Source organism: Cytobacillus solani, from assembly GCF_006704205.1.
GTDB lineage: Bacteria > Bacillota > Bacilli > Bacillales > Cytobacillaceae > Cytobacillus > Cytobacillus solani.
In genome coordinates, this window is the sequence record NZ_CP041305.1 from 2,354,218 (window position 1) to 2,367,412 (window position 13,195).

A 13,195-nucleotide genomic window follows, 5' to 3' on the forward strand; every position below is an offset into this window, starting at 1 on the left:
AGCCGTAACGAGAGTCTGATGCTGGTTTAAGTTCAGACACTTTTAGGAGGAGAAGACTGGAAGAAGTCCGAAGTTACCTTAAGTTCAGACAAGATCAGGAGAAAAATCCGGAAGAAGTCCGAAGTAAGCTCAAGTTCAGACAAGATCAGGAGAAAAATCCGGAAGAAGTCCGAAGTTAGCTCAAGTTCAGACAAGATCAGGAGAAAAATCCGGAAGAAGTCCGAAGTTAGCTTAAGTTCAGACAAGATCAGGGGAAAAATCCGGAAGAAGTCCGAAGTAAGCTCAAGTTCAGACAAGATCAGGAGAAAAATCCGGAAGAAGTCCGAAGTTAGCTCAAGTTCAGACAAGATCAGGAGAAAAATCCGGAAGAAGTCCGAAGTTAGCTTAAGTTCAGACAAGATCAGGGGAAAAATCCGGAAGAAGTCCGAAGTAAGCTCAAGTTCAGACAAGATCAGGAGAAAAATCCGGAAGAAGTCCGAAGTTAGCTCAAGTTCAGACAAGATCAGGAGAAAAATCCGGAAGAAGTCCGAAGTTAGCTTAAGTTCAGACAAGATCAGGAGGAAAAGCCGGATGGAGTCCGAAGCTAGCTCAAGTTCAGACAAGATCAGGAGGAAAATCCGGAAGAAGTCCGAAGTTAGCTTAAGTTCAGACAAGATCTGGAGAAAAAGCTCGATCAAGTCCGAAGTTAGCACAAGTTCAGACAAGATCAGGAGAAAAAGCTAGATCAAGTCAGAAGTAAGCTTATGTGCAGAAAGAATCAGGAGAAGGGGGAGACATGTGTCCTCAATAGGAAGAAAAGTAGAAACGCGGTAACCTAAAAGAGGAAGCTCACAATGATAGTAAAATAAACACTAATTAGTCATGACTCCTAATACTCATTCATCTTTCTATCCTTCTCTGCTTCATTCAAATACTCAAACAGCCCAATAGGATTTCCCCAGGGGTCTGAAAATGTTGCCCATTTTACAGGAACTTCTGGTCTTTCATATATTTTAAAGTGAGCGATATTTAATTCTTTCACTAATCGCTCTCGCTCAGCTTCTATATTCACAACACCCAGTCTAAGAGGACCGCTGCTTTTGGCTGGAATTCCTACAGCCACTTGAAGCCAGCATCTTGAAATAAGCTCCCACTCTGCAAAACCCTCATGTGGAACAAAATCAGGCTCTCGTCCTAATAATGTTTGATACCACCATTCTCCTTTAACCATTTCGGTTACACGCACCTGAAAAGTCACTTCATATATCAGCTGTATCATCCCCTATAAATACATCTCCTTTAAGAACGATCCCATGTTCTATATATATTTTTAATAAAGTCAGAGCTTCTCCCCAGCCAGAAGCACAGCCAATACATGCATCGATTCTTTAATTGAATTTAAATACCCATTCTCTTCAAGGATTACTATAGTTCCTTCCTTAAATGGATGCAAATTGAATTTCACGGTTGTTTGGCTTTCTCCGGGGCACCATTGAAAAATAAAAGACTCATAAGAGATGGCTTCGACTATTTTTCCGGCATCTTCAATCACTTTATCCCCATTAACCGTCCATCTTAGCCGGATTTCACCCGTTTCATCCTTGTTCCACGCAATGGTTGTCCGATCTGTAAACCAAGCATTCCAACCATCAGCGGTTGTTAACGTATGGAACACTTTCGCTGGCTTCGACTTAATATACGTTTGATGCTTAATCACAGGCATCATAACAACTAGCTAGAAAACTCGACGATTTCAATTTGATTTCCTGCAGGATCCTTGATAATCGTATACCGGCCAGGCGGGCATGGCTGGGGCTCATCAAAGAGAATCGATACTCCTTTAGCTTTTAGTTCATCAATATCTTTATCAAGGTTCTCCGAAACAATTCCTAATAAAACACTTTGGCGTGTCTCTGCATCAAAAGGCTCTGTTTCCTCTAATACGATTGGGATTTCATTATGCACTAAACTAACTAGCTTATCCCCGTAATACTTTGACACCTCGAAAGTTAACACCTTTGTATAAAATTCAACTGCTTTCTTAATGTCGTCCACCTTCACGGTTAGCACACACACTTGATTTAACAAAATGATCCCTCCTAGCATTTGATATCCTTAATTTAACAAAAAAATAATGAAAAATTTCTTCAAGTTTGCTTTGTTTTTTTCTTTTTCAAATAATAGCTGGGGGAGATTTATTAAGATCGGTGGATCATAGGGCAAAGGATCTCTAAGCCTTATCTTTACTTCTGCCTCTGTCCTTTCTGTTACTTCAATTACATGATCCGACTTTCCCCGTAAGGATTTATCTAAAAGAAAGTAGTCTTTTGGATGAAAACTCAGAGGAAGTGCTGCCGCTAAAACATAGTAGGTTCCTAATGGCACAGCGGAGAACACGCAGTTTGTTTGATTATGGGTAATGGCTGTTCCAGCTACAGGTCTTTGGTCTGGGATCGGGCGCGGGAAGAGGCCGATAAAAATAAGGCCTTTAAAGCCTTTCGGAAATTCTAGGTGACATGAAATAACAGGAGGAGTTAATTTTATGGCTTCAAGCTTGTCCTGACGCTCAAAGTGGTTAATAAATTGGTGCAAGTCATCTGTCCTCAACTGGAATTGCTTTGGGGACAGACCGACAAATTGTTTGAATTTCGTGCTGAACGTTCCTATGCTTCTAAATCCAATTAAAAGCAGTGTTTTTAATATCGATGACGAGGAAGCATCTACCAGTATTTTCTTCCCCGCCTCGATACGTAAGGCAGATAAATAATGTCGTGGCGATATTCCTGTGATTCCTTTAAACACTCTCGAAAAGTGATAGGGGCTATACCCAACGAGAGAAGCTAGCTCTTCTGAAGTGATTTCTTCCTCTAAATGCTTCTTCATATATTCAATTGCAGTAACTACTGTTCTAGACTGATCATTCGAATTTGGCAATGTATTCACCTATTTTTATGCGGCTTATTTTTCAGAAAAAAGCGATTCTCTTTATGGAAGAATCGCTGAATACTTCTATCCTTCTTTATACCCATCATAGATGGCATCCCAATCAAAAGGTCTGGCCATTCGATTTTCGATATTGTCTAATGGCTTAAAGCCATATTGGGTATAAAGAGAATGCGCATCCCTCGTGGCGAGGTGGAAGTTTGTTCCTTTCAAATGAGGATGCTCGGTAATGACACTCATGAGCCACTTGCTTAATCCTTTTCCTCTATATTCAGGAAGGATGAATACATCCCCTAGCCATGAAAATCGAACAAGATCGGAGACGACACGCGCAAAACCAATCTGTTTTGGCGAACCAGTGGTGGGGTCTCCTTCATAAACGCCATAACAAAGAATCGAATGTTCAATGGCTGCAATGACCAATTCTTTCGAAATTCCTTTAAGCCAATAGGACTCCTCACTAAGGAAATGATGGATAACGTCAATATCTAAATAGTTTTTATTCGAACTTATAAAAAAGTCGCCGTTCCTTATCAATTCTGCTTGTCTATTTGCCAACACTTCGTTCCCCCTATGTTAAAATCTTATATTTATATTTATACAACTAACTATTATAATTTTCAAATAATTTAAGCAGGGGAAAGGGGATTCCTTCAATAGGCTAGGTAATTAGAAAATTCACAGCTCTAAAAATTAATCAAACGTTTGAATAAGGTAAAACGACCAGGGATTATTCATCCGAGAGGATCGTTTCATCCTATTTTTCACTTCATTTTCCATTATAGCATTTCACTTTAACAGTCCCAATTACGATTTGCCTATAGTAAAATAGATCTAACAACAATAGAATAGGAGAAAAATAATGATGAAAAAGTCGGTCTTATTTCTTATTTTAGCCTGTGTATTTCTAGTATTTTCGCAAGCTGGCTCTGTCTTAGCTGATTCGTCCTACCAAATTTCAAAGGTAGGAAAACCAATTACAAATAGCACCGCCATCACGGCAGCTTCGGGCAATGATGCGAAAGGAAATGCATATATGTATATTCTTTTGCAAGGTGAACCTGCACAGCTCGTTGTATTTAATCTTTTTAATAAAAAGATAGTTGATCAAAAGGCGTTAACTGGTTCATCTAGCGGCTGGGCGGTTGAAGTAGATGGAAAAGGAGAGGTCTGGATTGGCGGAACGCCTTCTAATAAACTTTATAAGTATAATCCAAATCAAAAAAAGCTAACCGATCTTGGAAAAGCAACGAGTGGAAGTACATCAATCCATGATATCGAAGTAGATCATCATGGGAATGTGTATGGAAGCACGTCTTATGAAGGCGGCTTATTTAAACATAGCAATGGAAAGTTTCAAAATCTTGGACAAGCGGCAAGCGGAAAAACAATTGGGCGCAGCTTAGCCTATTATCCAGGAACAAACACGATGTTTGTTGGAGTTGGAGCAAATGCTGATTTGATTGCTTGGAATCTTTCAACCAATGCAAAAAGTCTATCCTGCCTCCGCAATATAAAAACGCAACCTCTGTTTATGATTTAGATCAGGCTGGGGGTGTGCTGTTTGCCAAGCTTGAAAACAAACATACCATTCTTATGTTCGATGCGAAAACATATAAGTTTAAAGGGGAGCTGACAGCAAAATCACGAGGAGTTTCAAAGCTTGCACCTAACGGGAATGATGTTTACTATACAAACGATTATCACTTTCAAAAAATGGACTTGCAGACAGGGAAGGTAACGGCTTCACGTAAAGCATTGCAGGGAACAGAAGCCGTTTCCCTTGATTTTGTGAAAAAAGGATCGAAGACCTACCTTGCAGGCTTACTAGGAAATACGGGCACTTTCTTTACGTATGATGTGGCTAGTGAAGAGCTGGTTGTTGATCGCTTTGTACTGCCGGAAGCAGGCGTTCCTATTTACAATCTAGCAGCAGGACCAGACGGCAATATTTATACAAGCAGCTATGTATCTGAGAAGATGGGCGTCTACCATCCACAGTCAAAAACATTTTCATCGATCCCGAGGGTCGGACAAGTGGAAAGTTTTGCGACAGTAAATGGAAGATTTTATCTAGGTGTTTATCCAGCAGGTATCATTTCAGAGTTGAAAGCACCATCGTCACCAACACAATTGTTTACGATTGGCAACGGACAAAACCGGCCGGTGGCGATGACTGGGGCAAAAGGAACAAACTACTTATTTATTGGAACCCATCCGAAAAGTGGCGAAATTGGCGGCAGTCTAACCATTTATGACACAATTACGCGAAACCATTCGGTCAGAAGAAATATTGTGAAGGATCAAAGTGTAATCTCACTAACTGCGCACCAATCATACGTCTATGGGAGCACGTCCATATTCAGCGGAAAAAACTTGGAAGGCAAACAAAATGCAGTCCTTTTTAGGATGAAGAGCACATCTCCAGCAGGGAAAATTGAAATTTTGCCATTAGGGATAAAAAATCCGCGCATGATTCATGCGTTAGTTTCAGATACAAAGAAGATTTATGGCTTATCAGATGGCAACTTCTTTTCTTACGATCCGCAAACGAAGAAAACACAAACGGTTAATATTGTGAAAAATACGAGCGGACGTTTTAATAATGGAACGCTTGTCATAGGAAATGATGGGTTGATTTATGGAACAGTTGAAGGGACGTTATTTAGCGTTCATCCAGGGACTTTCAAAAAGGAAATACTGAAAAGCACAGGAGCTGAACGGCTTACCAAAGGGGCAGATGGAGTCATCTACTTCACAAGCAAAGATGAACTTTTTTCTTTAAAAACACATCAAAAAGTCATGTGGGGAAAAACAGAACTTGTAAAGGGACAAATTGGAAAAGCAACCATGAAACAAGCTGCAACACTTTGGAAACGGAATGATGACGGAACCTTAGAAAAGGCACGTACACTTAAAGCAGGTGAAGAATTCCGCGTCTATCGCTATCTTGCCGAGAAAAATGGGCTCTACGGAGTGGGCGGTGGATTATTTATTGAAAAAAGCACCTCCAGCGTCTTATATGAAACACCTTCAAAAAGTAAATTAGCATTGCTAAAGTAGGGGCAAAAAGAAAAGGGAGCAGATTACATATCTGTCCCCTTTTTTATTAAAAGATATGAAAGTATAACTTTGGTGTTAGAGAATAGTCTAGCACAAGCGTCCAATCGCCTATCAAACTTCAGGCCCCCTCCGCAACGATTGCGTCAACATCGGTTCGCTCTCGCTCACCGTGTTTTCTTTATCGAAAGAACCGGTCCTTCTGCGTTTGTACGGCGATGACCAAGGCGCTTGTGCTTTTCTTATTTAAAAACCGAATAAGGTATTTTCACTTCCGGCATCCCAGCTGCATAGGCGGCCACTTCATATTCGAAGAATTTCACTACGACCCCATTATCGTAAAAGTAAAAAGGGCGATTATTATCGATAGTGATTGAAGAAAGCGAGTCAGTAAAGATCATTCCTATTTTTTTATTTTGATTGAGCAGGTCAGCTTTTGCGTAATTTTTCATTTTTGTTAAGGCGCTGCTGCTCTTAGCTGTGCTCGTTAAGGAAATTTGGTTTCCAGTCAGCATATCGAAATTATATGCTTTCACTGTTGACATTCCATGAGCACCGCCTGTATACATGTAATCGTAAATAAGAATGCTAAGCAGGTTATTTTTATTATATTTTACTTCATAACTTACATCATATTCATAGGAAAACCTATACTCTTCATCCGCAGGAACATCGTAGCCGTGTTCATTATAATAATCCTCACGATGGGCAAACTCATCCTCTTCTAATTTTAATAAGGATGTATAAGAAGCATCCATGTGATTTTTTATAGCCGTGTTAATCTTTTTCTGAGCCTCACTGCTGATCAAGCCTTCAACTTGCGGATAATTAAATGACCCCTCAAATGTTTGTTTAGAAAGAGTAACACCTAACGCCTGGAGTTTTACTTTAGAAGGAGTTTCATATTTAACAGCTGAAGATTTCTTAATAAAAGCTCCGCCACCAACACCATAAAGACCTCCGAAATCACTTTTAAATGTATAGACGCGGTATTCTTCCCCTTTTTTAAGCTTTCGAATTTCTACTAAGCTTTTTTGATCTTTACTGTATGTCCATAGCTGAGAATTATTTAATAATGTGGCTTTTCCTATTTGTCCCTTCTTCAGCTCTGTTTTCCCCCACATCACACTTGCTTGTGCAGAACCGATAGGCAGCATAGATAGAGAGAGAACAAATACAAATAATAGACCGAGTAATTTTTTCTTCATTCCAAAACCTCCCATTAAATATATTCTTAATATACTAGGGAAGTTTTTTTTATACAATCAAAAAGGGAAAGGGTATACAGCTGTAGTTCACATATCATGAAAAAAGGGTGGGACAAGGAATCTGACCCTCTGTTCCCTTGAAGGCATAAAAAAAGAATTAGCCTTCGGAAGATCCGATGACTAATTCAAAGTTAGGTAAGCACGCCGGAAAAGTAAACTCATTTGTTTACACATGCTAGCGTACAGTTACTATTGTATACTAGCAACTCGAATCTGTGAATGTGGAAATTATGGAAGTTATTTGTGATATTGTTGAAAATTGTATTAAAATGTCATAAATTGTTGATTTATTAGGCTTTAATTATAGGTATAACGTACTAATTTTACATTCTATTAACACGAGATTAATATTTATAAGATATAATAGAATTGAATTTTCAAAAAACAGGAGGTAAGTCATGCGAAGGTTTAAAAAAGGTTTTGCTGTTATTGTCTCTTCTTTAGTCGTATGGTCCGGATTTGGCGGACAGTTCACTGCACTTGCAGATAGTACTTCGGCTAGTGCCGCAACAAAGAAAATCACAATTTTGCATACAAATGATACCCATGGCCGTGTGGAAGAAGGCGATGGAATGGGATTTGCAAAGATTTCTGCGCTTGTGAAGCAATTTGAGAGTGAGAATCCAAACACTTTGCTGCTTGATGCAGGGGATACTTTGCATGGAACGACATTTGCTACTGTGAGCAAAGGCGATAGTATTACAGAAGTCATGAATACGGTCGGCTATGACGGAATGGCTGCTGGTAACCATGATTTTAACTATGGGTACAAGAGATTGCTAGAATTAGAAAAGAAAGTTAATTTTCCTGTATTAAGTGCAAACGTTCGTCAGGAAGATGGAACAAACTTATTAAAACCGTATGAAATTAAAGAAGTAGACGGCATTAAACTAGGCATCTTTGGCTTATCTACACCGGAAACACATTACAAAACACATCCAAAAAACGTTGAGGGATTAACGTTCACTGATCCTGTAAAAGAAGCACAGGCAATGGTGAAGGAATTAAAATCCCAAAATGTTGATATGATTATTGCTGTGACTCACTTAGGAATTGATGAGTCAAGTACAGAAACATCTATTAAAGTGGCAAAAGGTGCTCCTGGCATCGACCTCATTGTTGATGGACATAGTCATTCCACTCTTGTCGAAGGGCTAAAAGGAGAAAATGATACACTGATAGTAAGTACAGGTGAATATACGAAAAATCTAGGTGTTGTTGAATTAACATTTGAAGATAAGAAATTAACGAAAAAAGCGGCACGTTTGATCTCGAAAGAAGAAGCAGCGAATGTGAAGCCTGATCCAGCTGTTGAAAAAGTGATTAAAGATATTCAAACAGCACAAAAAGAAATTTTGTCAGAAGTAATTGGCAAAACAGATGTACAGTTAGATGGAGAGCGTGAACAAGTCCGTGTAGGCGGAACCAATCTTGGGAATTTAATTACAGATGCAATGGTAGATATGACTGGTGCGGATATGGCTGTAACAAATGGCGGCGGAATCCGTGCATCGATCAAAAAGGGAGACATTACGAAAGAGGATGTTATCACTGTTCTGCCGTTTGGCAACTATATCGTGACAAAGGAATTAACGGGTGCTCAGATTAAAGCTGGCATTGAAAACGGGGTAAATGCTTACCCAGAATCAAAAGGTGCATTCCCGCATGTTTCTGGTTTAACTTTTGCTATTGATCCTGCTCAAGCAGTTGGTCACCGAGTGCATTCAATGAAGATTAAAGGGCAGCCAGTTGATATGAATAAGAAGTACTTAGTCGCAACAAATGATTTTATGGCTGCTGGCGGAGATGAGTATACTTCATTCAAGGATAGCCCGATCGCAAACGAATTCCCTGCTTTAGATGAGGCATTAATTGCTTATATTCAAAAATTAGGCTCTGTGAACGAAAAGTATGAAGCTCGTATTGTTGAGAAAGCCATTGAAAAAGAAGAAGTAAAACCAACACCAACACCAACACCAGTACCAACTAAGAACGTTTACTGGGATGGTCTATTAATGAAGAAAGGCCAAATTGGCCGTGTCACAATTGAAAAACCAATCAACCTTTGGAAGCGCGATGCAAATAACAAGCTTACTTTTGTTCGTGTCCTGAAGCCTGGTGAGCAATACAGAGTATATAACCAAGATAAACTTTACTTTGGTCAATATGGAGTAGGTGATGGACATTACATCACAAACATCAAAGGACTAGTAAAATATGAAACACCTTCTAAAAAGAAACTAGCTGAATTGAATAAGTAATTCTGCTACTAGAAGCAGAGAGATGTCCATCTCTCTGTTTTTATCTAAAGATAAGAACGTATAACTTTGGAATTAGAGAATTGTCTAGCTCCAGCGCCTATCACCTATCAAACTTCAGGACCCCTCCCTACGATAAGTCGACATCAATTCGCTTCTCTCATTGTGTCTCCTTTATCTCAGTCGTGCCCCTTCCAGTTTGTACGGCGATGATCAAGGCGCTTGCGCTTTTCTAATTCTAGTATTGAAAAACACCTTTACGGTCATTTAATTTTACGAGAAAATAGAAAGTAAGTATGAAGATTAGAAATGATCATCTAGAAAACAATCGTAAGGGAGAAAGAAATGAAAAAAGTTTATTTATTGCTGTTTGTTTTATTTATGAGTCTGATTCCAACTGTATCTGCAAAAGCTGCTAGTGAAAAAGTAGCCATAGAAGGGAATTCTATATTAACAGCGAAGCAAATGGGGGATTTTGTCTTACTGAAAAAGCCAGATCCTAAGTTAACGACTGTCGATATTTATAGATTAGCAGATTTATATTTGTCGATTGGACGGATGGAAGGAATTCGCGGAGATATAGCTTTTGCGCAAGCCATTCATGAAACGGGATTTTTCCAATATGGCAACGATGTGTTACCTGAGCAAAACAATTATTCTGGCATTGGTGCGGTTGGCGGCGGAGCACAAGGAGCTTTTTTCAATACGCCTGAGGAAGGTGTGCGTGCACAAATCCAGCATTTAAAGGCATATGCGAACAATGAACCGCTTGTAACTGAGAAAATTGACCCTCGATTTGATTATGTAAAGCGAGGAATTGCACCTTATTGGACAGATTTAAATAATCGCTGGGCTGTTCCTGGGAATGGATACGGCGAAAAAGTTTTAAGTATTTTTGATGAGATGAAGCAAATTAACTTAGCGATTCCAAATGTAAGCAGTGAGTGGACATCGAAGCTTCCGGCAGCATCCGTGTATTTGAAAGCAGATATGCCGCTTATTAGCCCGGATGGGAAAACAGAAAAGATCTTGAAAAAGGGTTTTTCCTACAAAGTATTCGGTACGTTAGGCAACAATTATAATCTGGGCGGCAATTATGTCATCGCTGCCAATAGCAGCAAGATGAGTGTTTATATTGGCCGATTGCATATTAAGAGCAAAAATATCGATTTATATAAGCCGGATGGCAATGTTCACCGTAAAATGATTCCTGGTGAAATCGTTAAAGTATTTAGCTATGATGAAAAGGCATACTATGTCGGTGGCGGTTATTATATTAAAAAAGGCACAGATGTTTCTTTTTACAAAGGGACGATTCAAATAAAAGCGGACAGTCCGCTAATAGATGCATCAGGTAATACAGCTAAAACACTGAAAAAAGGACAAGTATTTAGAGTATATGCCATCAATGGGAACAAGCTAGACCTAGGCGGGGGCTACTACCTAAATTATGACAAAATAAAACACGTCTATGCAAACAACTAACTGGGTGCCAGGCAAGCTTCCTGAACAAAATAGTTATGAAAGGAGATTCACATCTTAATAGAGATGGATGAATCTCTTTTTTTTATTGGTGTATATCATAACTTGTGAACAATTTCCTAATTTCGTCAATTTTAGGGTTTAAAATGGGAATTGAGACAATATGTGGGTTAAAATAGAAGTAGAATTCGTTTGGAGGTACAGCTTATGGTCTATTACGTGCAACTTATTAAGGGGTTGCTGCATCCAAGTAATTTCTCCTATCAAATGGAGAAAGCTGAAGAAATAAGAGGGCTTTGGAAAAAGGTTGTATTCCTCATTTTATCAAGTATTCTTATATCTGCTATTGCTGGTTACTACGGTGTAGGATTGGACATTCTAGCAAAAGAAATTACAGGAATACCTCAGCAGGAGCTTGAGGCAAAGAAGGTAATAGCAGGAATCGGGAAGGTTATATGGGGAGCGGGCTTTGCGGCATTTGTCCTCTTCGGCTGGTCAATTATTCTGTGGGCTTTAATGGACCTTCCATATAAGAAATTGGTTGTTATTCAATTATTTGTGCTCATTATTTTACTGCTTGAGAAAGCTGTCCTGCTCCCTTTCAATGTTTCACTAGGGATCAGTTCTGAATTCTCTCCATTTGGGTTAGGTGTAATGGCTAGATATATTACATCGAATATGATTGTCGTATATCTCTTATCACATATCTCAATTTTTAAAATATGGGTGATTATTTTCCAATATGTATGCATAAAGAGGATGAGTGAAAAGAACCCTAAGGTTATTTTCATTCTAATTGTTTGTGTAAATTTATTCTTTTGGTTAATTTCAACGCTATTATCCTATTTGAAAATTGAAAGTCTTATATAAACAGGTGGTGATTACTTGAGAAAGCACATCAAAAAGCTGCTGGTAGGGGCTGGAATTCTATTCATTTCCGGGAATATCTACCTCATTTTGAAAGATCAATCAAAGATTGAGCGGTCCGCATTTGTTGATCAATATTCAGCAGCCAAAAAAGAGGATATCAAAGAAATGCTTCATAAGGAAGGTGTTGTTTCACCATCTGATAATTACCATTATTACTATGATGAAAAAATGGGCTCTTTTAAACAGTTTTTTGTGAAAAAAGGAGAAGAGGTAACAATAGGGACTCCTTTGTATGAATATATTTCGGCTGATATTGAGGCAGATCGTGTCCGAATGGAAGCCGAAATTACTAAGATAGAAAACCAGATTTCAGCTATAGAAGATCATATTTCAGAGCTTACCCGCTATAGAGATTCGTTAATGTTTGAGGATGAAGAGAAGGCGGAAGGACGAGCAATTATACATAGCGTCGAGCAGGATATATATGATAAAGAATTACAGGCAGAAATGTTAGGGAAAGCAGCTGAAAAGTATGAACAGGAATTAGAAGCGCTTCAGGCAAGCGAGGGGAAATTAACCGTTGTTAGTGAGTATGAGGGCATTGTTAGCGATGTGAATGTCGGCTTAGAAAATCCGCTGATAACAATCAATTCTCTGACTCCTACGATTCAAGGCAGCTTTAATGAAGAGGAACGGCTTCAGGCAGAAGCTGGAATGACGGCTATCCTTTCCTCTAAGTTAATGAAGAATACATGGAAGGGGACATTACAAGAGGCAGATAATCTTCCAGCTGAACATGCTTCTGAAAAGAAGAAAAGCTACTATCCATTTACGATTCAATTGGATGAAGAGGCACCTCCAGATTTACTTCAAGGGTCTCATGTGAACATAAGACTTATAACAAAGGAGGTGAACGGAGCAATAATGGTTCCAAAGGAGTCCATTGTGAGGAATAAGAAGAAATCCTTTGTCTGGCTTATTACAGCAAGCGGAAGGCTAGAGCAAAGAGAAATTAAAACTGGCATGCAATCCGGTTATCAAGTCCAGGTCAAAAAAGGAATCGACGCTGGTGAAATAATTGTCAGTCATTCCAATTCTGTTCAAAAAGAAGAGGGGCCATCCATTATCACCCCACTTCATCCTTCCAAACTAGAACTCTCTTCAATGAAAGCAATCGAAAAAAAACAAATAGCTAGATATATAGCAAAAGGAATCCTTTCGCGCTAACGGTGTTCACAAGCGGATCTATTTGTACATATTGTGCAGACCCCATGTTTAATGGACACCACGAAGTATCTGCCTGTCGAAATTAGTAAAAAGTTTGAATAGGATAAC

General features: G+C 39.0%; 12 protein-coding genes. 6 read left to right on the forward strand and 6 right to left on the reverse strand.

What is annotated here, in order from left to right; genetic code table 11:
• Positions 1-868: 868 nt before the first annotated feature.
• The 5 genes from FI644_RS11900 to FI644_RS11920 form a co-directional block, all read right to left on the reverse strand.
• Positions 869-1,249 (reverse strand): VOC family protein, encoded by a 381-nt coding sequence (locus FI644_RS11900; protein ID WP_142109012.1) that lies wholly within the window; start codon positions 1,247-1,249, stop codon positions 869-871.
• Between the two features lie 69 nt (positions 1,250-1,318).
• Positions 1,319-1,705 (reverse strand): SRPBCC family protein, encoded by a 387-nt coding sequence (locus FI644_RS11905; protein ID WP_082446736.1) that lies wholly within the window; start codon positions 1,703-1,705, stop codon positions 1,319-1,321.
• Between the two features lie 5 nt (positions 1,706-1,710).
• Positions 1,711-2,067 carry a VOC family protein gene (locus tag FI644_RS11910; RefSeq protein ID WP_053478702.1) on the reverse strand — a complete coding sequence of 119 codons (357 nt, stop codon included), beginning with the start codon at positions 2,065-2,067 and terminating at the stop codon, positions 1,711-1,713.
• 27 nt (positions 2,068-2,094) lie between these two features.
• On the reverse strand, positions 2,095-2,913 hold the full coding sequence (locus FI644_RS11915; RefSeq protein WP_231690182.1) for a helix-turn-helix domain-containing protein: 819 nt from the start codon (positions 2,911-2,913) through the stop codon (positions 2,095-2,097).
• Positions 2,914-2,988: 75 nt separating this feature from the next.
• Positions 2,989-3,480 (reverse strand): GNAT family N-acetyltransferase, encoded by a 492-nt coding sequence (locus tag FI644_RS11920; protein ID WP_231690183.1) that lies wholly within the window; start codon positions 3,478-3,480, stop codon positions 2,989-2,991.
• Between the two features lie 304 nt (positions 3,481-3,784).
• Here FI644_RS11920 and FI644_RS11925 point away from each other — a divergent pair, with 304 nt between their 5' ends.
• On the forward strand, positions 3,785-4,465 hold the full coding sequence (locus tag FI644_RS11925) for a hypothetical protein (RefSeq protein ID WP_142108384.1): 681 nt from the start codon (positions 3,785-3,787) through the stop codon (positions 4,463-4,465).
• A 14-nt stretch (positions 4,466-4,479) separates the two neighbouring features.
• Complete coding sequence (locus FI644_RS11930) at positions 4,480-5,985, forward strand: NHL repeat-containing protein (RefSeq protein ID WP_142108385.1); 1,506 nt, start codon at positions 4,480-4,482, stop codon at positions 5,983-5,985.
• Positions 5,986-6,224: 239 nt separating this feature from the next.
• On the opposite strand, the gene FI644_RS11935 is transcribed toward FI644_RS11930, so the two are convergent.
• Positions 6,225-7,190 (reverse strand): DUF3298 and DUF4163 domain-containing protein, encoded by a 966-nt coding sequence (locus tag FI644_RS11935; protein ID WP_053478704.1) that lies wholly within the window; start codon positions 7,188-7,190, stop codon positions 6,225-6,227.
• Positions 7,191-7,648: 458 nt separating this feature from the next.
• Here FI644_RS11935 and FI644_RS11940 point away from each other — a divergent pair, with 458 nt between their 5' ends.
• The 4 genes from FI644_RS11940 (at position 7,649) to FI644_RS11955 (ending at position 13,087) form a co-directional block, all read left to right on the forward strand.
• Complete coding sequence (locus tag FI644_RS11940; RefSeq protein WP_056686588.1) at positions 7,649-9,511, forward strand: bifunctional metallophosphatase/5'-nucleotidase; 1,863 nt, start codon at positions 7,649-7,651, stop codon at positions 9,509-9,511.
• A 342-nt stretch (positions 9,512-9,853) separates the two neighbouring features.
• Positions 9,854-10,993, forward strand: coding sequence for a glucosaminidase domain-containing protein (locus tag FI644_RS11945; RefSeq protein ID WP_082620733.1), 1,140 nt, complete (start codon positions 9,854-9,856; stop codon positions 10,991-10,993).
• Between the two features lie 204 nt (positions 10,994-11,197).
• A complete protein-coding gene (locus tag FI644_RS11950) occupies positions 11,198-11,860 on the forward strand; it encodes a hypothetical protein (protein WP_053478706.1) in 663 nt (220 codons plus the stop codon).
• Positions 11,861-11,875: 15 nt separating this feature from the next.
• Positions 11,876-13,087, forward strand: coding sequence for an efflux RND transporter periplasmic adaptor subunit (locus FI644_RS11955; protein ID WP_056686585.1), 1,212 nt, complete (start codon positions 11,876-11,878; stop codon positions 13,085-13,087).
• Positions 13,088-13,195: the final 108 nt, after the last annotated feature.

Coding starts and splice junctions, on each gene's coding strand:
- FI644_RS11905 (WP_082446736.1), bottom strand. CDS start 1,705: ATGATGCCTGTGATTAAGCATCAAACGTATATTAAGTCGAAGCCAGCG.
- FI644_RS11925 (WP_142108384.1), top strand. CDS start 3,785: ATGATGAAAAAGTCGGTCTTATTTCTTATTTTAGCCTGTGTATTTCTA.
- FI644_RS11935 (WP_053478704.1), bottom strand. CDS start 7,190: ATGAAGAAAAAATTACTCGGTCTATTATTTGTATTTGTTCTCTCTCTA.
- FI644_RS11940 (WP_056686588.1), top strand. CDS start 7,649: ATGCGAAGGTTTAAAAAAGGTTTTGCTGTTATTGTCTCTTCTTTAGTC.
- FI644_RS11945 (WP_082620733.1), top strand. CDS start 9,854: ATGAAAAAAGTTTATTTATTGCTGTTTGTTTTATTTATGAGTCTGATT.
- FI644_RS11950 (WP_053478706.1), top strand. CDS start 11,198: ATGGTCTATTACGTGCAACTTATTAAGGGGTTGCTGCATCCAAGTAAT.